Genomic DNA, 23855 nt, shown 5'->3' on the forward strand with positions numbered 1-23855 from the left:
TCGCCGATGACCGTGCAGATCACCAGAATCGGAACCACCCGGGACCAGCTGGGCGAGAGCCCTTGCTGGGATGCCGACGCGCAGGCGCTGAACTGGATCGACGCGCTGGGCGGCGCGCTGTGGCGGCTGCAAGCCGGAGCCGGGCAGGCCGAGCGGCATGAGCTGCCGGCGCCCGTGGGCTCGATTGCGCCCTGCCGCGGCGCGGCCGTGGTGGTGGCGCTGCGCAACAGCTTCGCGCGCTACGACTTCGCCACCCGCACGCTGGAGCCGCTGGCCCGCATCCCGGTGGATCACCCGAAGGTGCGCTTCAACGACGGCAAGTGCGACGCGGCTGGCCATTTCCTGGCCGGCACCATGCACGTCGACCGCCAGCCTGGCGAGGCGGTCATCGGAGGGCTCTACCGGCTGCGCACCGATCGCCGGGTGGAGCAGCTGGCCGACGACATCGGCTTTGCCAACGGACCCTGCTTCAGCCCCGACGGCCGCGTGCTGTACCTGGCCGACAGCCTGGAACGCACCATCTGGGCCTGGGACTACGACCCCGACGGCCCGCTGCGCCACAAGCGCATGTTCGCGAGGACGCATGAATTCGATTCGGGCCCCGATGGCGCGACGGTCGATGCGGAGGGCTTCGTCTGGACCGTACTGACCCGCGCCGCCAAGCTCGCTCGCCTTGCGCCCGACGGCAGGCTGGAGCGGCTGATCGATCTGCCTGCGAGCTATCCGACGAGCATCTGCTTCGGCGGGCCGCACCTGGACTGCATCTACCTGACCAGCATTTTCCGCAGCGCGCGCCTGGAAGGGAACAAGACGCACGATGGCGGGCTGTTCCGGATCGAAGGGCTGCCTGCGCCGGGGCGCCTGCCTGATCGATTTGGAGGCTGCTAGCGCGCTGAGCTGGAAGTTACGAGCAGGACCTCTCGACGATTTTCGCGTCCATCAGTTGGCGCGGCGGGCCGGCGGAGGTGATGACCGCGACGAGCAGGTGGGTGTCGACCACGAAGCGCACGGCGCCTGGTCTCAGGCGCCTGGGCGGCGCGCCTTGCGGGCGGCCTGCACTTCTTCCTCGATCTCGTCCTCCGACAGCGGCGCCAGGTTCAGTGCATCGAGCTTGGTCATGGCTTCACCCAGGCGCGCAGCGGCCGCCGCGCGCTCCTCGCGTGCGGCCAGGAACTCGACGAAGTCCACCACTTCGGCCAGGCGGCCGGACGGCAGTTGCTTCAGGCGCTTGAGCAGGCGAGCCTCGATGGCAGTCATGGGGTGTTCCTCGCTCGGGTATGCGTCGGTTGATTTTCGGTTGCATCACGGCTCGGTTCAACTTGCTCGAAGCCTGCTGTTCTTTGCCATGAATGTCCGAGACGGCGCTTAATGTCTGAGACAAGCCCTATCAGCCGGGACGAACGTGGGCGGCGTGGAGGCGGTCCTGTCCCCTCCTGTGACGAAGGCGGCGCGAGCACTATGAAAAATTAAACATGATTTCAATAATTATGAGATCCGACTATAATTTTTCGTATGGAACTGAACCAGATTTGGCACTGCCCCCGACCGGAGCTCGCAAAGCGCTACCTGGCCCTGTTGCAAGCCGGGCCGGTTGTGAGTACGACCATTTTCGCCCCCCGGCGCACTGGGAAGACGGTGTTCCTGCGCAAAGACCTGACGCCAGCAGCCGACGCTGCCGGCTTCACCGTCGCATACGTGGACCTTTGGCAGACGAGGTTGAACCCCGGCATCGCGATTGTTCGGGGACTGGAGGAAGCGCTCACGCCGAGGACGTTGGCACAAAGGGCGCTTCACAAGCTGCATGAGCCGGTCAAGAAGGTCAAGGCATCTGGCAGCGCGGGTGAGTTGAAGGGCGCCATCGAGGTTGAGTTGGGCGACGCGAAAAAGGAAGCCACTGAACTCGCCCTGCGTATCGAAGAACTCGTTGTCAAGCTCGTTTCCAAGAAGAAGCTTCTGCTCTTGGTCGATGAAGCTCAGGAACTCGCACGAAACAAAGAGAATGAGCTGATGGCAATGGCACTGCGCACCGCCATCACCAAGAACAGCGACAAGCTGCGAGTCGTATTCACCGGCTCATCGCGCACGCAGCTCGCCAACGTCTTCTCCAACAGCACCGCGCCACTCTTCTCGGTGGGCGCCACTGTTCAAGAGTTCCCGCTGCTTGGCAGAGAACTGGTCGAATTCGTCGCAAAGAAGTTCCAGGTCGCCAGCGGGCGAACCCTGGACGTCGCCGCAGGATGGACGGCCTTCCAAGAATTCCACCAGCAGCCCGAGCCATTTCTCTCGGTGGTCGTGGCCATGCTCATGGACCCGTCGCTCACCTTCGAGCGCGCAGTGGCAACCGAAAAGGCAGAGCAGGACAAGGAGGAAAACCACGAAGGAACCTGGGCGTCGCTCGATGCGATGCAGCGCCAGCTCCTTTTGCTCTTCGTCAACGACCCGCATGCCAAACCATTCGGAAAGGCCGCGCTTGCGAAGCTTGCCAAAGCTCTCGGCGTTCCTTCGCTCGCGCCGTCCGACGTGCAGTATTCGCTCAACAACTTGAAGTCCAAGACCATCATCTCGAAGGCGCCAGGCGGTGTGCATACGTTCGAAAGCGCGGCGTTCGAGCGCTGGGTTAGGACATTGGCGCCCGTTAGTCCCTAACCCGAGTGCGAGGGCAGCTTGATCTGCCATACCGATCGCCGGTGCGTCGCGGCCAGCAAGCTGACACTTAGCGCTTCTCGCTTCGAAGCGCATCAGCCACGTAGTCGACGAAGGCACGCACCTTCAGCGGCAGCACGCGGCTTTGCCGGAACACGGCGAAGACGCCGTTGGAAAAAGCCCGCACTGCGAAGCGGTAGTCGGGCAGTAACCGCACCAGCGTGCCGGCCTGCAGGTCGCTGCGCACGGTGGCTTCCGACAGCAGTGCCACGCCCATGCCGCCGATCGCGGCCAGCCTCAGCAGTTCGCCGTTGTTGGCGCTCAGCACGCCCTGGATCACCAGCTCCTGCTGCTCGCCCGCCTCGTCGATGTACTTCCAGGTGATGACCTCGCGCTCGCGCCGGTAGGTGAGGCAGCGCACCTGGGGCAGGTCGTTCGGATGCCGGATGCGCGAATAGGTCTTCACGAAGGCCGGGCTGGCCACCAGCACCTCGTCGCTCGACAGCAGCCGCTTGATGACGAAGCCCGAGTCGGTGGATTCGCCGGTGCGGATGTCGACGTCGAAGTCGTGCTCCACCAGGTTGACCGGATGCTCGGAGAGCTCGAGCTCGACGCGGATGTCCGGATACAGCTCCGCAAAGCGCGGCAGCAGCGGCGCCAGCACGCGCAGGCCGATGTGGGTGCGCGAATGCACGCGCAGCCGGCCCTCGGGGCGCTGGCGCGCGTTGTGCACGACCTGCTCGGCCTCGCTCATGAGTTCCAGCACCGCCTCGGCCCGCTCCAGGAAGGCCTGGCCCGCCTCGGTCACCTTGAGGTTGCGGCTGGTGCGGTCCACCAGCTGCACGCCCAGTTCTTCCTCCAGCGCGCTGATGCGCCGCGAGATGGTGGCCGGCGATAGGCTGAGGCTGCGGGCCGCCGCCGAGAGGCTGCCCTTCTTCTGGGTGGCCACGAAGATACGCAGCGAATCGAGGGCCTTCATTTCGAAAGACGCAAAGAAGGTGTGCGTTCGCTGGTGATCCGCAGGAGCCCCGAGTTCCTACGATGGACCTCGATCAAAACCAGCCAACCAGGAGTCACAGCAATGGATTTCGGAATCTTCATTCTGATGCAGCAGCGGAACAAGCACAAAACCTCCCACCAGATCCTGCGCGACGCCGTCGAGCAGACTCGCCTGGCGGACGAACTGGGTTTTGGTGCCGCATGGTACGCCGAGCACCACTTCAGCAACTACGGCATGTGCTCCTCGCCGCTGACCATGATCGCGCACTGCGCGGCGGTCACCCGCAACATCCGGCTGGGCACCGGCATCGTGGTCGCGCCGCTGTACACGCCGGCGCGCCTGATCGCCGACGTGGCGATGGTCGACCAGCTGTCCGACGGCCGGCTGAACCTGGGCATCGGCTCGGGCTACCAGCACTTCGAATTCGAGCGCTTCGGCGTGTCGCTGGAATCCGCCAAGGGCCGCACCTTCGAGATGCTCGACATGCTCGAGGCTGGCCTCACGCAGCCCAAGTTCAGCTACGAGGGCGAGTACTACCGCCAGCCCATGAGCGCCATCAGCCAGCGCGCGGTGCAGCGCCCCACGCCGCCGATGTGGATCACCAGCGTCGACCCGGCCTTCCTGTCGCGCGCCGTGAAGTCCGGCCACCATGTGTTCGTCTCGGGCGGCGACGGCGGCCTGGAGAAGCTGGCCGCCACCCGCGCGCTGATCGACCAGGTGGCCGCGGCCGAGGGCAAGGACCCGGCCGGCGTGCAGGTCGGCCTGCTGCGCGCGGCCTATGCCAGCAACGACAAGGACGAGGTGGAGCGCTACCTGGAGTGCGCGCGCTACCAGCGCCGCATCGCCGTGAGCCTGAAGCGCCGCACCGCGCAGATCGCCGACGACTACCAGGTCGAGGAAGGCATTGTCGAGGGCGAGCCGAGCCTGGACGAGATGCGCGCGCTGCTGCCCGTGGGCAGCGTCGACACCGTGATCGAGCGCGTGGTCAACGAGATCCGCACGCTCAAGCCGGTGCACTACTGCTTCCAGACGCAGATGGGCGACTTCGACCACAAGACGATGCTGCGCCAGCTCGAGACCTGGGGCAAGGTCATCATCCCGGCGGTGCAGCAGGAGATCGCCAACGATCCGCCGCACCGTCCCGCGGCGCGGCCCGAACTTGCCGCGGCCTGAGGCCGGTCGCCAGGAGACCGACGCCATGTCCGAAGCCGCCGAAGGGATCCGCCCCGCCATCGAGCCCGCGCAGCTGCGCCAGCTGCTCGGATGCTTTCCGACCGGCGTGGCCGTCATCACCACCTGCACGCCGGACGGCCAGCCGGCGGGCCTCACCTGCAATTCGTTCAGCTCGGTGTCGCTCGATCCGCCGCTCGTGCTGTTCAGCCTGCGCAATGCCAGCCGCCTGCTGCCGACCTTCCAGGCGGCCGAGGGCTTTGTCATCAACATCCTCTCGCAGCAGCAGGACGCACTGTCGGGCCGCTTTGCCTCGAGCAAGATCGAGGACAAGTTCGACGGCGTGGCCTGGCACGCCGGCCGGCTCGGCATGCCGCTGATCGACGACTGCCTGGCCAGCTTCGAATGTCGCGCGCATGCCGCCCACGAGGCCGGCGACCACACCATCTTCATCGGCGAGGTCCGGCACCTGGGCGCCGGCGTGCCCGACCAGGCGCTGGTGTTCTACAAGGGCGCCTACATGATGCTGGCCGAGTCGCTGCGCAAGCTGGTCGTGGAGGGCCGCCTGGGCGACGCCGACATCGACGAGGCCTACCGCACGCTCTACGGCACCCTGCTGCGCCTGGCGAGCGAGCGCGCCACCGAGGCCGAGCTGGACGCGGTGCACCAAGCCGCCGACGCCATCGAGGCGCACCCCGACGACGCACCGCTGAAGGAGCGCATCGCCTCCGCGAGCGCTTTCTTCTCGTCGATCGCGGCCGCCGGCCACAACGAGGCGCTGACGCTGATGGCGCAGACCATGACCAGCGTGCTGCGCGAACGCATGACGCATGTGCTCTCGGTGCGTCCGCGCCCGGATCTCTTTCCGCTGCGCCGCAAGGTCGCGCACAACCTGCGCCGGCGCGACCCCGAAGGCGCCGCCGCCGCGCTGGACGAACTGATCACGCAGCTGCGCAAGGGCTGAGCCCTTTTCCAATTTCCAACAGGAGACAAGATGTCCATCGACTACGCCGGCTTCCGGCGCGAACTCGAAGCGTTCGCGCGCGACGCCTGCCCGCCCGAGATCCGCGCCGTGGTCGCGGCCGGCCAGAAGATCACCAAGCGCGAATACCAGGCCTGGCAGAAAATTTTGAACGCCCGGGGCTGGGGCGCGCCGAGCTGGCCGCGCGAAGCGGGCGGCACCGGGTGGGACATCCGCCAGCGCCTGATCTTCGAGGAGGTGATGGCCGAGAACGACTGCCCGCCGCTCTACCACCATGGGCTGGGCCACATCGGCCCGGTGATCATCCGCTTCGGCACGCCCGAGCAGAAGGCCCGCTTCCTGCCGCGCATCCTCGACGGCTCCGACTGGTGGTGCCAGGGCTATTCGGAGCCCGGCTCGGGCTCCGACCTGGCCTCGCTGTCCACCGGCGCGCGGCTGGAGGGCGGCGAGTGGGTCGTCAACGGCCAGAAGATCTGGACCTCGCATGCCCACGAGGCCAGCATGATCTACATGCTGGTGCGCACCTCGAAGGAAGCGAAGAAGCAGGAAGGCATCTCGCTGCTGCTGGTGCCCATGGACACGCCGGGCATTACCGTGCGTCCGATCAAGACCATCGACGGCTGGCACCACCTGAACGAGGTCTTCTTCGACGAGGTGCGCGTGCGCGCCGACAACTTGCTCGGCGAGGTCGGCAAGGGCTGGACCTGCGCCAAGTTCCTGCTCGAGCGCGAGCGCCTGCCGCCGGCCAACGTGGCGCGGCTGGAGCTCATGCGCCGGCAGGTCACGCGGCTGGTCGAGGATGCGAGCCGGGCCGCCGCGGGCCGGCGCGACTTCAGCGGCCTGCACCACAAGCTGCTGCTGTGCGAGGCCGATGTGAAAGGCGCCCGCGTGATGATGGCCGAGGCCACCGACGACCTGATCCACCAGCGCCCGCTGGGCGTGCAGCCTTCGGTCATCAAGATGACCTGCGCCGACGTGGCGCAGCGCCTGACCACCATCGCCCTCGATGCGGTCGGCCCCGACGCGGCGCACCGCTTCCTTGCCGAGGCCGGGGAGGACGTGCCCGACGCCACCTGGATCCAGAACTACATGTTCACGCGCGCCCGCACCATCGCCGGCGGCACCTCCGAGGTGCAGCGCAACGTGGTCGCCAACGAACTGCTGGGAGCCTGAGCCATGTCCACTTCCTTTCCATCGCTCTTTCCCGGCATGCTGCTGGACGCGGCCAGCCGCTATGCCGAGGACCACATCGCGCAGCAGATCCAGGGCGACCCGGTTCGCGAGCTGGGCTGGACCGCGACCCTCGTGCCCGAGGAAGCCGGCGGGGTCGGCGGCAGCCTCCATGACCTCGCTTCCATCGTCGAGGGGCTGGCCACGCACGGCCTGCAGCTGCCGGTGGTCGAGACCTGCGCCGTGGTGCCGCTGCTGCTGCAGGCGGCCGGCGCCGAGACAGCGCATCGTTGGCTGGAGGCGGTGGCCGAGGGCAGCGCGCGGATCGCGCCGATGACCGCACTGTCCGCCACGCCCGAGGACCATGCCGTCGCGGCCCGCCACCTGGACATCGGCTATGCGCTCAGCGGCGTGGTGCAGGGCGTCGACCTGACGCTGCCCGCCACGCACTACCTCGTGCCCGCGCAGCTGGACGATGGCGACGAGGCGCTCTTCCTGGTCGATGCCGAGCGCATCGGCGCGCCCACGGCCCGCTACCGGACGATGGAAGGCCGCCTGGGCGCCGACTTCGCGCTGGAACGGCTCGCGGTGCCCGAGGGCGCCTGCATCGCACGCGGCGCCGCCGTGCGCGAGGCGCGCGCCAAGGCGACCGATGCCGCCTTGCTGCTGACCGCCGCCGACACCGTCGCCGCGCTGGCCACCCTGATCCGCCAGACCGTGCTCCACCTGAAGGAGCGGCGCCAGTTCGGCGTGGCGCTCGCGAGCTTCCAGGTGCTGCGCCATCGCGTGGCCGACATGTACGTGAAGTACCTGGGCGCCAAGGGCCTGGTGATCCACTGCTTCCACGCCCACGAGCAGAACGCGTCCGACCTGCGCCGCACGCTGCGCCTGGCCAAGGTGTCGCTGGCCGAGTCGGCGCGCGCCTGTGCCGAATCGGCCATCCAGATGCACGGCGGCATGGGCGTGAGCGAGGAGGTGCTGGCCACCCGCACGGCGCAGCGCCTGATCGCCTCCGAGTTTCGCTACGGCGACCGGCTGCTGCATGCCGCGCGGCTGCTGGCGCCGCACCAGTCCGCGCCGCAAGTTTCTTTTTCCAACCAGACCGGGAGTGTGCGATGAGCATCGAACTGGAAGTTTCCGAATACATCGCCGTCGTCCGGCTCGACAAGCCGCCGGTCAATGCGCTGGACCGCGCCACGCGCCGCCGCCTGATCGAGATCTTCGACGAGGTCTCCGAACGCGCCGACGTGCGCGTCGCGATCCTCACGGGCACCGGCAAGTTCTTCTGCTCCGGCGCGGACCTCAAGGACCGGCCCGATGCGCAGAAGGCCGGCGACTTCCTCGACCACAACCGCTGGACGCGCGAAACGGGCAATGCGATCCGCGAATGCGCCAAGCCCGTGATCGCGGCCGTCAACGGCCCGGCGCTGGGCGCCGGCTTCGGGCTCATGGCGGCCTGCGACATCTTCCTTGCGAGCGAGGACGCCACCTTCGCCATGCCCGAGATCAACGTTGGCCTGGCCGGCGGCGTCTCGATGCTGCGCACCATGTTCGGCCGCTCGTTCACACGCCGCATGTTCTTCACCGGCATGAAGGTGCCCGCCGCCGAGCTGTACCGCCGCGGCGTGCTCGACGAGGTGGTGCCGGGCGAGCAGCTGATGCCGCTGGCCATGGAGATCGCGCAGGAGATCGCCTCGAAGGCGCCGCTCGCCGTCGCCTATGCGAAGCAGGCGGCCAACATGATGGACCTGATGCCGCAGCGCGACGGCTACCGCTTCGAGCAGAACATCACGATGGCGCTGGCCAGGACCGAGGATGCGCAGGAGGCCCGCAAGGCCTTCCTCGAAAAGCGCAAGCCTGTCTACAAAGGTCGTTGAGATGCAGGCAACGCAAGTGGGCCACGGCCTCGACGCGCTGTTCAAGCCGCGCTCGATCGCGATCTTCGGCGCCTCCGACGACGTCACCAAGATCGGTGGCCGGCCGCTGCAGTTCCTGCAGAAGTACGGCTATGGGGGCGGCATCTATCCGATCAACCGCAAGGGCGGCCTGGTGCAGTCGCTGCAGGCTTATGCGAGTGTGGCGGAACTGCCCGAGGTGCCCGAGCTCGCAGTGATTGCGGTGCCGCCCGCGGGCGTGCTCGACGCGGTGCAGGACTGCGCGCAGCGCGGCGTGAAGGCCGCGGTCATCCTGTCCGCAGGTTTCTCCGAAATGGGCGAGGAGGGCAGCCGCCTGCAGGCGCGCATCGGCGAGGTGGCGCGCGCCAGCGGCATGCGCATCGTCGGCCCCAACTGCCTGGGCGCGATCGGCGTGCCGGACAAGAGCATCGCCACTTTCTCGGTGGCGCTGGAATCGTCCTTTCCCGCGGCGGGCTCGGTCGGCATCGTCTCGCAGAGCGGCAATCTCGGCAGCTTCACCCTGCGGATGGCCGGCGAACGCGGCCTGGGCGTCAGCCGCATGCTGACCACGGGCAATGAATGCGACGTGGACATTGCCGACGCCATCGCCTCGCTGGCGGCCGACCCCGGCACCTCGGTGATCCTGTGCTGCATGGAAACCTGCCGCGACGGCGCCAAGCTGATGCAGGCCATGGCGATGGCCCGCGAGGCCGGCAAGCCGCTGGTGGTGCTCAAGGTCGGCGTTTCCGAGGCCGGCAGCGCGGCCGCGGCTTCGCACACCGGCGCGCTGGCCGGCTCGGACGCCGTGTTCGATGCCGTGCTGCGCCAGGGCGGCGCACTGCGCGTGCCCAGCATCGAGCTGCTGCTCGAGGTTGGCCATGCGCTGTCGGTGGCCGGTCCGGCGCGCGTGCCCGGCGGCCACCGCGTGGCGGTGCTCACGGCCTCCGGCGGTTTCGGCGTGCTGCTGGCCGATGCGGCCAGCGCGCAGGGCCTGGCGCTGCCGAAGCTCGCGGCGCAGACGCAGGCGCGCATCCTCGCGGCCGTGCCCTTTGCCGCGCCGTCCAATCCCGTGGACATGACGGCGCAGGTGTCAAGCCGGCCCGAGGTGCTGGCCCAGATGCTCGACGCCATGGCGCGCGACGACAGCTGCAACGCGCTGATCCTGCAGTCGGCCAACGCCTTCCATGTGCCGCGCCTGCGCGACGTGTTCCTGGAGGCGCTCGCGCAGGTGCGCAAGGACCATCCCGCGCGCCTGATCCTGCTGTGCGCGCGTGCTCCCGAGGACGTGCGCGCACGGCTCAACGCGATGGGCTTTCCGGTGGTCGAGGGCATCGATGCGGCCTGCGCGACGCTGGCTGCGCTGCTGCGCTTCGGCGCGCGCGATGCCGCACGGATTGCTGCGCCGGCCATCGCGCGCGTGCCGCTGGCCGCCGAGGCTTTCGCCACCGAGGCCAGCGCCAAGGCGGTGCTGGCCGAGGCGGGACTGCCCGTGCCGTGGGAGGCGGTCGCGTGCAGCCTCGACGAGGCGCTCGCCGCTGCGCGCGACATGGGTTTTCCGCTGGTGCTCAAGATCGTCTCGCCCGACATCGCGCACAAGACCGAAGTCGGCGGCGTGTTCGTCGGCGTGCGTTCCGAAGCGCAGCTGCGCGACGAATACGAGCAGCTGCTGGCGCGCGTGGCGCTGAAGGCGCCAAAGGCCCGCATCGCCGGCGTGCTGGTCGCGCAGATGGTGCAGGGCGGCGTCGAGCTGATCCTGGGCACGAAGAAGGACCCGGTGTTCGGCCCGATGGTGATGGCCGGCCTGGGCGGCATCTTTGCCGAGATATTCAAGGACGTGGCGCTGCAGCCCGCGCCCGTCGACGAGGCACAGGCCGGTGCGATGCTGCGCTCGCTCAAGGCCTTCCCGCTGCTCGACGGCGCGCGCGGCCGGCCCAGGGCCGACGTGCCGGCGGCCGCGAGGGCCATCGCGGCACTGTCGCGCTTCGCGGTGCGGCATGCGGACAGCGTCTGCGAGATCGACATCAACCCCCTGGTGGTGCTGGAACAGGGCCGCGGCGCGCATGCGCTCGACGCGCTGCTGGTGCCCGAGGAACACGCCATGAAAGGCAAGCAATGAACATGTCTTTGTCAGGCCGCACGGCCTTCATCAGCGGCGCGGGCCACGGCATCGGCCGCGCCACCGCCCGCGCCATGGCGCGCCTGGGCGCGACCGTCGGCATCAACGACCTGAAGCCGGAGTTCGTGGAGGAGGCCGTGGCCGAGATCCGCGCGCTCGGCGGCCAGGCCATCGGGCTGCCCTGCGACGTGTCGACGCGCGACGGCATGCGCGAGGCCGTGGCGCAGTTCGCGCGCGAGGCGGGCCGGCTGGACGTGATGGTCAACAACGCCGCCTGGGTGCGCTACCAGCCGCTGGCCGAGATCACGCCGGAGGTCATGGACCGCATGGTGGAGATCGGCTTCAAGTCGGTGATCTGGGGCATCCAGGCCGCGGCCGAGGCGATGGATCCGGAGCGCGGCGGCTCCATCGTCAACGTGGCCTCCATCGCGGCCTTCAAGTCGCCAATGCGCTCGGTGGTCTACAGCGGCATCAAGGCCGGCGTGCTGGGCATCACGCGCGCATCGGCCGCCGACCTGGGCGCGCGCAACATCCGCGTGAACGCGGTCGCGCCCGGCGCCGTGCCCACCGAAGGCACTGCCAAGCACCGCAATGCGGAACTCGATGCGCGGCGCATCGGCCGCACGCCGCTCGGGCGGCTGGGCACGGTCGAAGATATTGCCGACGCCATCTGCTTCCTGGCCGGCGACGCCTCGCGCTTCTTCAATGCGGACGTGCTGCGGCTGGACGGCGGTGCTTCGGAGACCTCGCTGTGAGCGCCGCCGTTCAATCGCCCAAGCGGGTGCAGAACGTGTTCATCGTGGCGAAGCAGCCGGCCAGCCTGCATGCCTTCTACGAAGGTGCGCTGGGCCTGCCGATGAAGTTCCGCGATGGCGACCGCTGGATCCAGTACGGCGTGGGCGGCACCAACGTGGCGCTGGCCTGCCCCGAGGAGGCGGCGCCCGCCACCCACGGGCTGGTGATGGTGCTGGAGGTGGACGACTTCGCGGGCGCAGCGGAGCGCATCGGCGCGGCCGGCGGGCAGGTGCTGGGCCTGCGCGACATGGGCAGCCACGGCGCCGTGCTGTCGCTGCGCGATCCCGAGGGCAACCTGGTGCAGCTGTTCCGGCGCGCAGCGCCCGCGGCCGCATGAGCACCGCGCCGGGCCGCCCCAAGCAAGCTTGCTCCCGCCTGGCGGGAAGGCGCGCAGCGCCAAGGGTGCACCAATGAGCGCCTCCGTGCCGGGGCCGGCAACGCTGCAGGAGTTGCTGGACCGCGAGGCGATCCGCGACTGCCTGCTGCGCTACTGCCGAGGCATCGACCGCTGCGACGAACAAGCCCTGCGTTCGGCCTACTGGGAGGACGCCACGGACTGCCACGGCGCCTGGAACGGCAGCGCCGCCGGCTTCATCGATCAGGCGCTGGCCAAGCTGCGGCAGGGCGGACGCCGCGTCCACCAGATCGGCAATGTGCTGATCGAGCTGCACGGCGATGCCGCGGCGGTGGAAAGCAGCTTCTTCGCATTGCAGGCCACGGCCGCGCAGCCCGATCGCGAGACCTTCCTCTGCGGCCGCTATGCGGACCGCTTCGAGCGCCGCGGCGGCGAGTGGCGCGTGGCCGCGCGCACCGTGATCTACGACTGGATCGAGGAGCGCACGCGGCCCGAGCTGAAGCAGGCCGACGCCGCCTTGTTCGGCGCGCGCCAGCCGGTGGGCACCGCGGCGCCGCACGACGCCGTCTATGCGCTGCTGCGCGCAGTGCGGGGCGGCGCCTGATGGCCACGGTGCTGCTCACCGGCGCCGGCGGCGGCATCGGCCGTGCGGCGGCGCTGGGCCTCGCGCGCGCCGGCTGGCACTGCGTGCTGGTCGATGCCGATGCGCAGGCGCTGCAGCGCCTCGAAGCGCTTTGGCCCGCCGAGGCCGAGCGGCCGCTGGGCCTGGTGGCCGACCTGACCGATGCTGCGCGGATCGAGCGGCTGGGGCAGGAGATCCCGCCGCTCGATGCCCTCATCAACAACGCGGGCCTGTCGGCCGGCGGCGCCGAGGCCACGTCCTGCTCCGACGACGGCACGGCCGCGCGCCTGCTGGCGCTCAATCTGGCGGCCCCGGCCCGCATGGTGCGGGCCTGTGCGCCGCGGCTTCGGCCGGGCGCACGCATCGTCAACGTGGCATCGGGCGCGGGACTGCGCGCCATTCCGTGGCGCGGGCTCTACAGCCCGAGCAAGGCCGGGCTGATCGCGCAGGGCAGGGCGCTCGCGCAGGCCCGGCCCGACTGGACGGTGACCACGCTCGCGCCGGGCTTCGTGCGAACCGAGCTCGTGCAGCGCCTGATCGATGGTGGCCGGCTGAACCCGGCGCAGGCGGTCTCGAAGATTCCGATGGGCCGGATGGCCGAGCCCGAGGACATGGCCGAGGCGCTGTGCTTCCTGGCCGGCGCGGATGCGCGCGTGCTCACGGGGCAGCTGCTGGTGCTCGATGGGGGCTCCTCCGTCTGCGGCGGCAGCCAGCCATTGCCGCCATGCGCGCATGCGCCGCTGCCGTTCGAGGCGCTGCTGCAGCCGCATTGCGAGGCGGTGCACAAGCCGCGGTGGCAAGCCGCACTCGATGGCTGGGTGCGTTCGCATGCGGACCGCGCCGGCATCCAGAGCTACCCCGCCGTCATCGACGGCCGCGCGCTCGATGCGCCGCCGGGCGCGCAGCTCGATGCCGTGCTCGACGCGGCCCGCTGCTTCCGCGCGCGCCATGCGGCGCTGGCCAGCCTCACGCTGCTGTTGCCGCAGCCTGATCCGGAGTTGCCATGGGCGCTCGCCGGCGATGCCGAAGCGGCCCGCATGCTGGTCGCCACGCTGGCTGCCGAATGGGGCGCGCATGGACTGCGCATCAACGCACTCGAATTGCAGCCCGGCCTCGCGCCCGACGCTTGCCTGCCGCTGCTCGGCTACCTGGCCGGCGCGCGTGCGCAGTTCCTGACCGGGCAGGTGCTGCGGCCCGGCGCCGCCGCGGCCGAACCCTCGAACAAAGACAAGGAGACCTTCGCATGACCGACACCCTCGTTTCCCGCCGCCGCCTGCTCGCCGGCGCGGGGCTGCTCGCGCTGCAAGCGCGGCTGCACGCCAGCGAAGCCGGCGGCTGGCCGGCACGCCCCATCCGCATGGTCGTGTCCGGCCCCGCGGGCGCGGGCTCGGACATCTTCGCGCGCCTTCTGGCCGGGCCGCTGCAGCAGGCGCTCGGGCAGCCCGTGGTGGTGGACAACAAGCCCGGCGCCAACGGCCTGATCGGCAACGATGCGGTCGCCAAGGCACCGCACGACGGCTACACGATCCTGCTGTCGCCGTCCTCGGCCATCGCGATCAACCCGGTCATCCAGCCGAAGATGCCCTATGACGCGCAGAAGGACCTGCTGCCCGTCGCCCAGGTCGGCGCCGCGGGCATCCTGCTGGTGGCGAACCCGGCCACGGGCCTCGCGTCGCTGGCGGACCTGGTGCGCCATGCCAGGGCCAACCCCGGCAAGCTGGCCTATGGCTCCTGGGGCAGCGGATCGACCGGCCACCTGGTGATGGAGGGTCTCAAGGCGCAGTACGGCATGGACCTGGTGCACGTGCCCTACAAGGGCGTCTCGCCGCTGCTGAGCGACCTGCTGGGCAACAGCATCGGCGTGGGCTTTGTCGACATCGCGTCGCCGGTGCCCCACATCCGCAGCGGCAAGCTGCGGGCACTGGGCTGCACCGGCTCCGCGCGCGGGCCGGCACTGCCCGACGTGCCCACGCTGACCGAGCAGGGCTACCGCTTCGATGCGGACGGCTGGTACGGCGTCTTCGCGCCGGCCGGCACGCCGCGCGAGGTGGTGCTGCGCCTGAACCAGGAGATCAACCGCATTCTCTCGGCCGACGAGATCGTCCAGAAGTTCGCCGCGCAGAACATGCCGCGCCCGCCGGTCAAGGATGCCGACCAGTTCGCGGCCACCGTGCGGCGCGACCTCGCGGCCTGGCAGTCGCTGGCCAAGGTCGCCAGGCTGCGGCTCGACTGAGTGCCTGCCGCTGGCGGATGAGGAGTTGTTCGAGCGAGACCGCGGCAGACGCACAGGCCATCGGTTGCGTATTCCGCTGAATTTCTTGCCTGATCCTCTGGCTCTACCCTTCGTTTGGAGATGAAGCCTGGCCTGGCGCGCTAGAGTCTTCTGCAGAGGCTCCAAGCAGCATGGTCCCCAGACACCACGACACGGCCGCCGAGGGCAGGCCACCACAGCACGCGATGGCGCAGGTCATCGGCGCGCGCACGCCGGGCGCGGGCGATTTCGAAACACCGATCGCGGGCCTGGCCTTCTTCAGGCGCGAATGCCCCGCGCCGCCCGCCGTCTGCATGCTCGAGCCGAGCATCGTGCTCGTTGCCCAGGGCGCCAAGCAGATGTGGGTGGGCGGCGAGGCCTATGCCTACGACACCTCGCGGTTCCTCGTCACCTCGCTGAACGTGCCCGCCAATTCGGAGGTGATGGTGGCAAGCCCCGGGCAGCCCTGCCTGGGCCTGGTCTTGACGCTCGACGTGCGCATACTGGCCGAGCTGATTGCGCAGGGCGGCCTGCCGCCGCCGCGCGATCGCCCGGTCGGCGTGGGGGTGGGCATCGGCGCGGCCACGCCTGCGATCCTGAACCCGTTCGCGCGCCTGCTCGAACTGCTGGACGAGCCGCATGCCATTCCCGTTCTTGCCCCGCTGATCCAGCGCGAGATCCACTACCGGCTGTTGATGAGCGACCAGGCCGCGCGGCTGCGGCAGATTGCCTCGGTGGACGGGCAGGGCTACCGGATCGCGCGGGCCATCGACTGGCTGAAGCTGAACTACGCCTTGCCGCTTCGCATCGACGAACTCGCGGCGCGCGTGCAGATGAGTGCGCCCACCTTCCACCATCACTTTCGCCAGCTCACCGCGATGAGCCCGCTGCAGTACCAGAAGTGGCTGCGGCTGAACGAAGCAAAGCGCCTGATGCTGAGCGAACACTTCGATGCCGCGGGCGCGGCGTTCAGGGTCGGCTATGAAAGTCCTTCGCAGTTCAGCCGCGAGTACAGCCGGCTGTTCGGTGCACCGCCCACGCGAGACATCGAGGTGCTGCGAGGGGCGGCCAGGGGCACCGATATGCCCAGGCACGCGCTGGCGAACCCGGCATAGGAACTTCCGTTCTCAGGAGCTTTCGAGCTCAGCGGATTGGGCAAGAAAACAAGCGGAATGCCCTACCAATCCCCGCGCGGCGCCAGAAAAATAAGGAGCCGAAGACACGATGAAACTGTTCGCAGGTGCATGGCATCCGTTCTCCTATTGCGACCGCCGATGGCGCGTGATATCAGAAAGGGAAACGATGGCCGATCGATGCACCCGAACCTCGAACAACAGGAGCCGACATGGACAGTCCCACGATTCCCTTGATCTCGCGGCGCGACGCACTCATTGCCGGCGCCGCCACCGCCACCGCGGCGGCGGTTTCTTCTTCGGCGCCTGCCGAAGCCGCGGCCCCCAAGGCAGCCGCAACGCCAGGACCCCGCGCGAAGCTCTCGCTGAACGTCAACGGGCAGGTGCATTCGCTCGAGCTCGACACGCGCACCACCTTGCTCGATGCACTGCGCGAGCACCTGCACCTGGCCGGCACCAAGAAGGGCTGCGACCATGGCCAGTGCGGCGCCTGCACGGTCCTCCTCGATGGCCGGCGCATCAATTCCTGCCTGACGCTCGCGGTCATGCATGACGGCGCGCAGGTCACCACCATCGAGGGCCTGGGCACGCCGCAGAACATGCACCCGCTGCAGGCCGCCTTCGTCAAGCACGACGGCTACCAGTGCGGCTACTGCACGCCCGGGCAGATCTGCTCGGCGGTGGCCGTGCTCGACGAGATCAAGCGCGGCGTGCCGAGCCACGTGAGCGCCGATCTCACCGCGCGTCCGCTGCTGTCGGCCGAGGAATTGCGCGAGCGCATGAGCGGCAACATCTGCCGCTGCGGCGCCTACTCCAACATCGTCGATGCCATCACCGAAGTGGCCGGGAGCCGCACATGAAGCCTTTCACCTACGAGAAGGCGCAGTCGCCCGCGCAGGCCGCGGCGGCGGTTGCGCGCCACCCTGGCGCCAAGTTCATTGCGGGCGGCACCAACCTGCTGGACCTGATGAAGCTGCAGATCGAGGCGCCCACGCACCTGGTCGACGTGAACGGCCTGGCGCTGGACAAGATCGAGCCGACGCCCGAGGGCGGCCTGCGCATCGGCGCGCTGGTGCGCAACACCGACCTGGCCGCCGACGAGCGCGTGCGCCGCGACTACGGCGTGCTGTCGCGCGCACTGCTGGCCGGCGCCTCCGGCCAGTTGCGCAACAAGGCCACGACGGCGGGCAACCTGCTGCAGCGCACGCGCTGCCCCTACTTCTACGACACCGACCAGCCCTGCAACAAGCGCCAGCCCGGCAGCGGCTGCAGCGCCATCGGCGGCATCACGCGCCAGCACGCGGTGGTCGGCACGAGCACGGCCTGCATCGCCACCAATCCGAGCGACATGGCCGTGGCGATGCGCGTGCTCGACGCGGCGGTGGAGACGGTGCGCCCCGACGGCCGCACGCGCGTGATCCCGATCGCCGACTTCCACCGGCTGCCCGGCAACACGCCGCACATCGAGACGGCGCTGGAGCAGGGCGAGCTGATCACCGGCGTGACGCTCCCCAAGCCGATCGGCGGCACGCAGATCTACCGCAAGGTGCGCGACCGCGCCTCCTACGCCTTTGCGCTGGTGTCCGTGGCGGCGGTCGTGCAGCGCGACGGCTCGGGCCGCGTCGCGCTGGGCGGCGTGGCGCACAAGCCGTGGCGCGTGGAGGCCGCGGAGGCGGCCATGCCGCAGGGCGCCAAGGCGGTGGCCGCGCAGCTGCTGGCCGGCGCGCAGACGACGCACGAGAACGCATTCAAGTTGCCGTTGGCCGAGCGCGCGCTGGCCGCGGCACTGGCGCAAGCAAGGAGCTGAGCAGCATGAAATTCGACACGCCCGCCACGACCAATCCGATCGACCAGCTCAAGATCATCGGCAAGCCGACCGACCGCATCGACGGCCCGATGAAGACCACCGGCACCGCACGCTACGCCTACGAACGCCACACCGAAGTACCCAACGCCGCCTACGGCTGGGTGGTGGGCGCCGGCATAGCGAAAGGCCGCATCGCCTCGATGGACCTGGACGCCGCGCGCGCCGCGCCGGGCGTGCTGGCCATCGTCACGGCGCGCAATGCCGGCAAGCTCGGCAAGGGCGACTTCAACACGGCCAAACTCCTGGGCGGCCCCGAGATCGACCACTACCACCAGGCGGTCGCATTGGTCGTCGCCAACACCTTCGAGCAGGCGCGCGCCGCGGCGCAGCTGGTGCGCATCGCCTACACGCGTGCGCCGGGCCGCTTCGACCTGGCCGCCGAAAAGGATGCGGCGCAGATGCCCAAGGCCGATCCGTTTTCCGGCGAGCCGCTGACAAAGGCGGGCGACTTCGCGGGCGCGTTCGCCGCGGCCCCCGTGCAGCTCGATGCCACCTACACCACGCCCGACGAATCGCACGCCATGATGGAGCCGCACGCCTCCATGGCACAGTGGCAGGGCGACAAGCTCACCATCTGGACCTCGAACCAGATGATTGCCTGGGGCGTCGGCGATGTCGCCAAGACGCTCGGCATCCCGAAGGCGAACGTGCGCCTCGTTTCGCCTTTCATCGGCGGCGGCTTTGGCGGCAAGCTGTTCGTGCGCGCCGATGCATTGCTGGCCGCGCTGGGCGCCCGGGCGGCCAAGCGGCCCGTGAAGGTGGCCTTGCAGCGGCCCTTGATGATGAACAACACCACGCACCGGCCCGCGACCATCCAGCGCATCCGCATCGGCGCCGAGAGAGACGGCAAGATCACCGCCATCGCGCACGAAGGCTGGTCCGGCGACTTGCCGGGCGGACAGCCGGAAACCGCGGTCAACCAGAGCCGGCTGCTGTACGCCGGTGCCAACCGCCTGACGACCACGCGGCTGGCCGTGCTGGACCTGCCCGAGGGCAACGCCATGCGCGCGCCCGGCGAGGCGCCGGGCATGATGGCGCTGGAAATCGCGATGGACGAGATGGCGGAGAAGCTCGCGCTCGACCCGGTCGAATTCCGCGTGCGCAACGACACGCAGGTCGATCCGGAGAAGCCGCAGCGTCCGTTTTCGCAGCGCAGGCTGGTCGAATGCCTGCGCACGGGCGCCGAGCGCTTCGGCTGGAGCCGGCGCAATGCCACGCCGGGGCAGCAGCGCGACGGTCGCTGGCTCGTGGGAATGGGCATGGCCGCGGCGTTCCGCAACAACCTCCTGATGAAGTCGGCCGCGCGTGTGCGGCTGGACAACCGGGGCATGGTCACGGTGGAAACCGACATGACCGACATCGGCACCGGCACGTACACCATCATTGCGCAGACCGCCGCCGAGACCATGGGCGTGCCGCTGGACCGGGTGCTCGTGCGCCTGGGCGATTCGGCCTATCCCGTGTCGTCCGGCTCGGGCGGGCAGTGGGGCGCCAACAACTCCACCTCGGGTGTCTACGCAGCCTGCATGAAGCTGCGCGAGGCCGTCGCGAGCAAGCTGGGCTTCGGCGCGGTTGACGTGGAATTTGCCGACGGCATGGTGCGCGCCGGCGAGCGTGCGGTGCCGCTCGCCGAAGCGGCGGGCGCCGAAGGTTTGATGGCCGAGGACGGCATCGAGTACGGCGACCTCGACAAGAAGTACCAGCAGTCCACCTTCGGCGCGCATTTCGTGGAGGTGGGCGTCGACGCCGCCACCGGCGAGATCCGCGTGCGGCGCATGCTCGCGGTGTGCGCGGCGGGGCGCATCCTGAACCCCAAATCGGCGCGCAGCCAGGTGATCGGTGCCATGACGATGGGCGTCGGCGGGGCGCTGATGGAAGAGCTGGCGCTCGACAAGCGGCATGGTTTCTTCGTCAACCACGACCTCGCGGGCTACGAGGTGCCGGTGCATGCCGACATTCCCCACCAGGAGGTGATCTTCCTCGACGAGACCGACCCGATCTCCTCGCCGATGAAGGCCAAGGGCGTCGGGGAACTGGGCATATGCGGCGTCGCGGCCGCAGTGGCCAACGCGGTCTACAACGCCACGGGCGTCCGGGTGCGCAACTATCCGATCACGCTCGACAAGCTGCTGGACCGGTTGCCGCCGGTGGTGTGAGGAGAGGAGCGCGGTCGCGAAGGCGATCGTGCATGGCCGATATTCAACAAATTGGACCGCCCCGTGCGCCTGAGAAGACGACGGATCGATCTTGCTTGAGCTGCAAGGGCTGGGAAGGCTCTAAAATGAGCAAAATATCGAGCACTTCTCGGCTCTCGGAGATTCGCATGTCTATTTCCGTTCGCGACATCGTTCCATTTTCAACAGCGCGCACCCATCTTTCGGACCTCGTACTCGAAGTGCAGAACGGCGCGGAAAAAATCATCACGAAGAACGGCGAACCGGCTGTGGCCGTGATCGATGCCAAACGGCTTGACCACTATCACCGGCTGGAGCGTGCACGCATCCACCTGCTGTTGCTCGACGAGGTCGAACGGGGGGTGGCGGACGTGCAGGCCGGCCGCACGGTCGATGCGCTGGAAGGCCTGGCGGAGCTGAAACTCAAGCGCAAGGCGCGTTCCGGCGGCACTGCCGGCTGAAATGGCTGGCCGCGAAGAAGAAGGGGCGGCACTGGCGCGCGTGCAGTACGCGCGCAACTTTGCATCGAACCTCGAAAGCATCGAAGCATTCTGGCTCGACAACGACTTTGCGCAAGGCTATGAGCGCCTGCTCGATGCGCTGACCGACGTCGTTGTTCCGAACCTGCAGCGGCACCCTCGCATGGGCCGGCGGTTCCTGAACCGGGCCGTCGAATCCGTCGAGGCCAAGCGGCTTCTCGAGCGCATTGGCTTGCAGCTGTCCGCTTTGGGCCCCAATGCCGAGGTGCGCGAATACGTGATGGATGAATACCTGGTCCTGTACCTTGTGTCCGATGGCGATCCAGGTGATGCGGGCATTGTTCAGTTGTTGGCGATCAAGCACCACAGGCAGCTCGGCTTCGATTGGCCAACCCGCTAACCCATCATCGCCGCGGCCGCCTTGATCGCTTCGCGCACGCGGCCGTAGGTGCCGCAGCGGCACACGTTCTCGATGGCGTCGATGTCCGCGTCGGTCGGGTTGCGGGTGCGCCGCAGCAGGTCGACCGCCGCCATGATCTGGCCCGGCTGGCAGAAGCCGCATTGCGGCACGTCGAGGTTCATCCAGGCCTGCTGCACCGGATGCAGCACGTTGCCGTTGGCCAGGCCCTCGATGGTCGTGACCTGCCGGCCGCGCACGTCGGCCACCCGCGTGGAGCAGGTGGTGACCGCCTTGCCGTCCACGTGGCAGGTACAGGCCTTGCACACGTTGATGCCGCAGCCGTACTTCGGGCCGGTGATGCCGAGCTTGTCGCGCAGCACCCAGAGCAGGGCCATGTCGTCGGGCGCCTCGACGTCGACGTTGCCGCCGTTCACCTTGAAAGATTGCACAGGCATGGCGGGCTCCTCAGTGGGGTACCGGCACGACGACCGGCGTGGGCAGCTTGCCCGGGGGGATGGGGGTGAAATCGACGGGGAAGTTCAGCGGAAAACTCCGCGGCTTCTTGCCGGTGGCGCGCGCATAGGCGTTGGCGATCGCGCCCGAGCTGGCCGACAGGCCTACCTCGCCCAGGCCGCCGATCGCCTCGCCGCTCGTGGGGGGCATGATGATGACCTTCACGTCCTTCGGGTAGTTCTTCATGCGCGCGAAGTGGTACTGCGAGTAGCTGCCTTCCAGCGGCAGGCCGTTCTGGATGTGCAGGCCGGCCGTCAGCACGATGGAGATCGATTCGCACAGGCCGCCCTGCATCTGCGCCTCGATGCCCGAGGGGTTGATGGGTGTGCCGACGTCGATCGCGATGGTGGCGCGGGTCACCTTGAGGTCGGTGGGCACGCGCGCGTCGATCTCGACGATGCAGGCGGTGAAGGACTTCGACTCCTGGTGCACGCCCACGCCCTGCGCGAAGCCCGCCGGCATGGCCTTGCCCCATTGCGCCGCCTCGGCCACGGCCTTGAGCACCGCGCGTGCGCGAGGCAGGCGCAGGTATTCGAGGCGGAAGGCGACGGGGTCCTTGTGCAGCGCCCTGGCCATCTCGTCGACCAGGATCTCCTCCACCATGCGCGAGGGCTGGATGTGCACCGAGCGGTAGGAGCAGGTGTTGATGTCCATCGCCACCGGCGTCAGCAGCTTGGTGGTGACGCCGAAGTTGTACGGCGAGCTGACCATGGTCTTGAACATGGCCTGCTCGATGGCGAAGTTGCCCACCGTCTGCGGAAATCCGTTGGGCAGCGCAATGGCCGCGGCGCCCAGCATCTCGCCGAAACCGTGGCGCGTATCGAGCCGCACGCCGGCGATGCGCTGCTCGAACGAGATGACCTGGCCCAGCAGCATCGTGGCGCGTGCCCGATGGAACATGGGCGGGCGCACGCGGCCGTGGCGCATGTCGTCGGTGCGGTGGTACATCAGGCGGCAGGGCCGGCCCAGCGCCTTGGAGATCTGTACCGCTTGCAGCGTTGCGTCCCAGAACAGCCGCCGCCCGAAGGAGCCGCCGGAGGGCACGGCATGCACCTTGACCTTGTCCAGCGGCAGGCCCAGGTCGGCGGCCACCGCCTGCTGCGTGACGATCGGGCTCTGCAGGCCGGACCAGATCTCGGCGCGGTCGGCGCGCACGTCGGCAATGGCGCATTCCGTTTCCATCGGGCAGTGCGAGACCGCCGCAAACTCGAACTCGCCCTCGACCGTCAACGCGCCCAGCGGCGGCAGCAGGAAGGGCAGCAGCGCGGATTTGAGCTTCTGCTGGATGCTGGCGTTGGACTCGCCGGCGACCGCGCCCGCGGTCCAGGTGACGTCGAGCGCGTTCACCGCGGCCCAGGCCTGCCCGAAGGTCTCGGCCATCACCGCCACGCCGGGCGGCGTGGGCACGATGCCGTTGGTGGCGGGAATCGGCGCGATGCCCAGGACGCCGGGCATGCCCATCACCGCGGTCGTGTTGTTGATGCGCACGAACTGGCCGTTGATGGTGGGCGGCCGGCACACCATGGTCGGCTTCGCGTCGGGCACGGCCTGGTCGAGCGTGAACTTCTTGCGTCCGGTCACGATGTCCAGCGCGTCCAGCCGCGTCACGCGCTGGCCGACCACCGCGCTGGCGGAGCCCGCGGCCAGCCCGCCGATCAGCGGCATGCCCGCATGCAGCGAGCGCACGCTCGAGGAGCCTCCGGTGAGCTGGTTGTACATCAGCTCCGGGCTGGCGTCGGCGGAGCCCACCTCGATCGCGTTCAGCGGCAGGCCCAGCTTGTCGGCCAGCATCATCGCGGCGGCGGTGGCGATGCCCTGGCCCGATTCGAAGCGCGGCAGCTCCAGCCGGACGCGGCCGTCCGCAAGCTTGCTCACCTTGACCAGCGGCATGGTCGGCAGCGCCGTCACTGTCACCGCATCGCCGATGTCGACCAGGTCGGTCGTGTCGGGCGGGGTCATCGGCAGTATCGCGGCCCGGGCCGACGAAGGAGCCGCGAGGCCGCCGAGCCCCGCGGCGGCCGAGATCAGCGGCGCGGAGGCCGCATATCCCAGCAGGTCGCGCCGGCGCATGCCGGGCGGTTCGTCATGAGAGGGCGCAGGCGTGGGGCCCGCGCCGGATTCGGGATGTTCCATCCTTGTCTCCAGTCTTATGGTTGTGTGGCGAACGGGAGTCAATATGTCATGATCGCCGCGACAAAAATGTCTTTTCAAAGACATTACTTACGGATGTGTTCGCCGGCCTTCCCACGCAGGCCCCGGTGTGCACGGAGGAGCGAGCAAGCAACAGGCG

The 23855-nt window shown here is 69.0% G+C and carries 23 protein-coding genes; 19 read left to right on the forward strand and 4 right to left on the reverse strand.

The annotated features are described in order from the left end of the window. Positions 1-6 precede the first annotated feature (6 nt). Positions 7-888: an SMP-30/gluconolactonase/LRE family protein gene (locus AC1DMS_RS01660; protein WP_015865562.1), complete on the forward strand. Its 882-nt coding sequence runs from the start codon at positions 7-9 to the stop codon at positions 886-888. 132 nt (positions 889-1020) lie between these two features. On the opposite strand, the gene AC1DMS_RS01665 is transcribed toward AC1DMS_RS01660, so the two are convergent. After that, positions 1021-1257, reverse strand: a complete 237-nt coding sequence (locus AC1DMS_RS01665) for a hypothetical protein (protein WP_015865561.1) — start codon at positions 1255-1257, stop codon at positions 1021-1023. A 255-nt stretch (positions 1258-1512) separates the two neighbouring features. Between AC1DMS_RS01665 and AC1DMS_RS01670 the strand changes: the two genes are divergently transcribed. After that, entirely contained in the window at positions 1513-2646 is a 1134-nt protein-coding gene (locus tag AC1DMS_RS01670) for an AAA family ATPase (RefSeq protein ID WP_015865560.1), read from the forward strand. A 67-nt stretch (positions 2647-2713) separates the two neighbouring features. Here AC1DMS_RS01670 and AC1DMS_RS01675 read toward each other — a convergent pair whose 3' ends face one another. Further along, positions 2714-3622: a LysR family transcriptional regulator gene (locus AC1DMS_RS01675; RefSeq protein ID WP_015865559.1), complete on the reverse strand. Its 909-nt coding sequence runs from the start codon at positions 3620-3622 to the stop codon at positions 2714-2716. A gap of 102 nt (positions 3623-3724) precedes the next feature. Between AC1DMS_RS01675 and AC1DMS_RS01680 the strand changes: the two genes are divergently transcribed. The 17 genes from AC1DMS_RS01680 to AC1DMS_RS01760 all read left to right on the forward strand — a co-directional run bounded on the left by AC1DMS_RS01680 (position 3725) and on the right by AC1DMS_RS01760 (position 21052). After that, positions 3725-4816 carry an LLM class flavin-dependent oxidoreductase gene (locus AC1DMS_RS01680; protein ID WP_015865558.1) on the forward strand — a complete coding sequence of 364 codons (1092 nt, stop codon included), beginning with the start codon at positions 3725-3727 and terminating at the stop codon, positions 4814-4816. 25 nt (positions 4817-4841) lie between these two features. Continuing rightward, positions 4842-5777: a flavin reductase gene (locus AC1DMS_RS01685; protein ID WP_015865557.1), complete on the forward strand. Its 936-nt coding sequence runs from the start codon at positions 4842-4844 to the stop codon at positions 5775-5777. Positions 5778-5807: 30 nt separating this feature from the next. Continuing rightward, complete coding sequence (locus tag AC1DMS_RS01690; protein WP_015865556.1) at positions 5808-6968, forward strand: acyl-CoA dehydrogenase family protein; 1161 nt, start codon at positions 5808-5810, stop codon at positions 6966-6968. Positions 6969-6971: 3 nt separating this feature from the next. Beyond that, positions 6972-8084: an acyl-CoA dehydrogenase family protein gene (locus AC1DMS_RS01695; RefSeq protein WP_015865555.1), complete on the forward strand. Its 1113-nt coding sequence runs from the start codon at positions 6972-6974 to the stop codon at positions 8082-8084. Beyond that, the gene (locus AC1DMS_RS01700) at positions 8081-8842 is read left to right on the forward strand and encodes an enoyl-CoA hydratase/isomerase family protein (RefSeq protein ID WP_015865554.1); all 762 of its coding nucleotides are present in this window, start codon (positions 8081-8083) and stop codon (positions 8840-8842) included. Before AC1DMS_RS01695 ends, AC1DMS_RS01700 begins: the two co-directional genes overlap by 4 nt. A gap of 1 nt (position 8843) precedes the next feature. Next, positions 8844-10976, forward strand: coding sequence for an acetate--CoA ligase family protein (locus AC1DMS_RS01705; RefSeq protein ID WP_015865553.1), 2133 nt, complete (start codon positions 8844-8846; stop codon positions 10974-10976). After that, positions 10973-11731 (forward strand): glucose 1-dehydrogenase, encoded by a 759-nt coding sequence (locus AC1DMS_RS01710; protein WP_015865552.1) that lies wholly within the window; start codon positions 10973-10975, stop codon positions 11729-11731. The genes AC1DMS_RS01705 and AC1DMS_RS01710 overlap by 4 nt, the downstream gene beginning before the upstream one ends. Next, positions 11728-12108, forward strand: coding sequence for a VOC family protein (locus tag AC1DMS_RS01715; RefSeq protein ID WP_015865551.1), 381 nt, complete (start codon positions 11728-11730; stop codon positions 12106-12108). Before AC1DMS_RS01710 ends, AC1DMS_RS01715 begins: the two co-directional genes overlap by 4 nt. A 73-nt stretch (positions 12109-12181) precedes the next feature. Beyond that, a complete protein-coding gene (locus AC1DMS_RS01720; protein WP_015865550.1) occupies positions 12182-12730 on the forward strand; it encodes a nuclear transport factor 2 family protein in 549 nt (182 codons plus the stop codon). Further along, positions 12730-13995 (forward strand): SDR family oxidoreductase, encoded by a 1266-nt coding sequence (locus tag AC1DMS_RS01725; RefSeq protein WP_015865549.1) that lies wholly within the window; start codon positions 12730-12732, stop codon positions 13993-13995. Before AC1DMS_RS01720 ends, AC1DMS_RS01725 begins: the two co-directional genes overlap by 1 nt. Next, positions 13992-14981: a tripartite tricarboxylate transporter substrate binding protein gene (locus AC1DMS_RS01730; protein ID WP_015865548.1), complete on the forward strand. Its 990-nt coding sequence runs from the start codon at positions 13992-13994 to the stop codon at positions 14979-14981. Before AC1DMS_RS01725 ends, AC1DMS_RS01730 begins: the two co-directional genes overlap by 4 nt. 170 nt (positions 14982-15151) lie before the next feature. Then, entirely contained in the window at positions 15152-16114 is a 963-nt protein-coding gene (locus AC1DMS_RS01735; RefSeq protein WP_015865547.1) for an AraC family transcriptional regulator, read from the forward strand. A 230-nt stretch (positions 16115-16344) separates the two neighbouring features. Continuing rightward, complete coding sequence (gene paoA, locus AC1DMS_RS01740) at positions 16345-16992, forward strand: aldehyde dehydrogenase iron-sulfur subunit PaoA (RefSeq protein ID WP_015865546.1); 648 nt, start codon at positions 16345-16347, stop codon at positions 16990-16992. Continuing rightward, on the forward strand, positions 16989-17939 hold the full coding sequence (locus AC1DMS_RS01745) for an FAD binding domain-containing protein (protein WP_015865545.1): 951 nt from the start codon (positions 16989-16991) through the stop codon (positions 17937-17939). The genes paoA and AC1DMS_RS01745 overlap by 4 nt, the downstream gene beginning before the upstream one ends. A gap of 5 nt (positions 17940-17944) precedes the next feature. Beyond that, positions 17945-20155 carry an aldehyde oxidoreductase molybdenum-binding subunit PaoC gene (gene paoC / locus AC1DMS_RS01750; RefSeq protein ID WP_015865544.1) on the forward strand — a complete coding sequence of 737 codons (2211 nt, stop codon included), beginning with the start codon at positions 17945-17947 and terminating at the stop codon, positions 20153-20155. 167 nt (positions 20156-20322) lie between these two features. Beyond that, positions 20323-20634 carry a type II toxin-antitoxin system Phd/YefM family antitoxin gene (locus AC1DMS_RS01755; RefSeq protein WP_015865543.1) on the forward strand — a complete coding sequence of 104 codons (312 nt, stop codon included), beginning with the start codon at positions 20323-20325 and terminating at the stop codon, positions 20632-20634. Position 20635: 1 nt separating this feature from the next. Continuing rightward, on the forward strand, positions 20636-21052 hold the full coding sequence (locus AC1DMS_RS01760; protein ID WP_015865542.1) for a type II toxin-antitoxin system RelE/ParE family toxin: 417 nt from the start codon (positions 20636-20638) through the stop codon (positions 21050-21052). Here AC1DMS_RS01760 and AC1DMS_RS01765 read toward each other — a convergent pair. Next, positions 21049-21507 carry a (2Fe-2S)-binding protein gene (locus AC1DMS_RS01765; protein WP_015865541.1) on the reverse strand — a complete coding sequence of 153 codons (459 nt, stop codon included), beginning with the start codon at positions 21505-21507 and terminating at the stop codon, positions 21049-21051. The genes AC1DMS_RS01760 and AC1DMS_RS01765 overlap by 4 nt on opposite strands. A 10-nt stretch (positions 21508-21517) precedes the next feature. After that, entirely contained in the window at positions 21518-23698 is a 2181-nt protein-coding gene (locus tag AC1DMS_RS01770) for a molybdopterin cofactor-binding domain-containing protein (RefSeq protein WP_015865540.1), read from the reverse strand. Between the last annotated feature and the right edge of the window lie 157 nt (positions 23699-23855).

The organism is Variovorax sp. 05T418, assembly GCF_056396385.1.

Bases quoted from the DNA above. Each gene is read 5' to 3' on its own strand.
- AC1DMS_RS01720 (WP_015865550.1), top strand. From the start codon at position 12,182: ATGAGCGCCTCCGTGCCGGGGCCGGCAACGCTGCAGGAGTTGCTGGAC.
- AC1DMS_RS01680 (WP_015865558.1), top strand. From the start codon at position 3,725: ATGGATTTCGGAATCTTCATTCTGATGCAGCAGCGGAACAAGCACAAA.
- AC1DMS_RS01685 (WP_015865557.1), top strand. From the start codon at position 4,842: ATGTCCGAAGCCGCCGAAGGGATCCGCCCCGCCATCGAGCCCGCGCAG.
- AC1DMS_RS01730 (WP_015865548.1), top strand. From the start codon at position 13,992: ATGACCGACACCCTCGTTTCCCGCCGCCGCCTGCTCGCCGGCGCGGGG.
- AC1DMS_RS01735 (WP_015865547.1), top strand. From the start codon at position 15,152: ATGGTCCCCAGACACCACGACACGGCCGCCGAGGGCAGGCCACCACAG.
- AC1DMS_RS01675 (WP_015865559.1), bottom strand. From the start codon at position 3,622: ATGAAGGCCCTCGATTCGCTGCGTATCTTCGTGGCCACCCAGAAGAAG.
- AC1DMS_RS01760 (WP_015865542.1), top strand. From the start codon at position 20,636: ATGGCTGGCCGCGAAGAAGAAGGGGCGGCACTGGCGCGCGTGCAGTAC.
- AC1DMS_RS01670 (WP_015865560.1), top strand. From the start codon at position 1,513: ATGGAACTGAACCAGATTTGGCACTGCCCCCGACCGGAGCTCGCAAAG.
- AC1DMS_RS01770 (WP_015865540.1), bottom strand. From the start codon at position 23,698: ATGGAACATCCCGAATCCGGCGCGGGCCCCACGCCTGCGCCCTCTCAT.
- AC1DMS_RS01660 (WP_015865562.1), top strand. From the start codon at position 7: ATGACCGTGCAGATCACCAGAATCGGAACCACCCGGGACCAGCTGGGC.
- AC1DMS_RS01665 (WP_015865561.1), bottom strand. From the start codon at position 1,257: ATGACTGCCATCGAGGCTCGCCTGCTCAAGCGCCTGAAGCAACTGCCG.
- AC1DMS_RS01710 (WP_015865552.1), top strand. From the start codon at position 10,973: ATGAACATGTCTTTGTCAGGCCGCACGGCCTTCATCAGCGGCGCGGGC.
- AC1DMS_RS01745 (WP_015865545.1), top strand. From the start codon at position 16,989: ATGAAGCCTTTCACCTACGAGAAGGCGCAGTCGCCCGCGCAGGCCGCG.
- AC1DMS_RS01725 (WP_015865549.1), top strand. From the start codon at position 12,730: ATGGCCACGGTGCTGCTCACCGGCGCCGGCGGCGGCATCGGCCGTGCG.
- AC1DMS_RS01690 (WP_015865556.1), top strand. From the start codon at position 5,808: ATGTCCATCGACTACGCCGGCTTCCGGCGCGAACTCGAAGCGTTCGCG.
- paoA (WP_015865546.1), top strand. From the start codon at position 16,345: ATGGACAGTCCCACGATTCCCTTGATCTCGCGGCGCGACGCACTCATT.
- AC1DMS_RS01705 (WP_015865553.1), top strand. From the start codon at position 8,844: ATGCAGGCAACGCAAGTGGGCCACGGCCTCGACGCGCTGTTCAAGCCG.
- AC1DMS_RS01755 (WP_015865543.1), top strand. From the start codon at position 20,323: ATGTCTATTTCCGTTCGCGACATCGTTCCATTTTCAACAGCGCGCACC.
- paoC (WP_015865544.1), top strand. From the start codon at position 17,945: ATGAAATTCGACACGCCCGCCACGACCAATCCGATCGACCAGCTCAAG.
- AC1DMS_RS01695 (WP_015865555.1), top strand. From the start codon at position 6,972: ATGTCCACTTCCTTTCCATCGCTCTTTCCCGGCATGCTGCTGGACGCG.
- AC1DMS_RS01765 (WP_015865541.1), bottom strand. From the start codon at position 21,507: ATGCCTGTGCAATCTTTCAAGGTGAACGGCGGCAACGTCGACGTCGAG.
- AC1DMS_RS01700 (WP_015865554.1), top strand. From the start codon at position 8,081: ATGAGCATCGAACTGGAAGTTTCCGAATACATCGCCGTCGTCCGGCTC.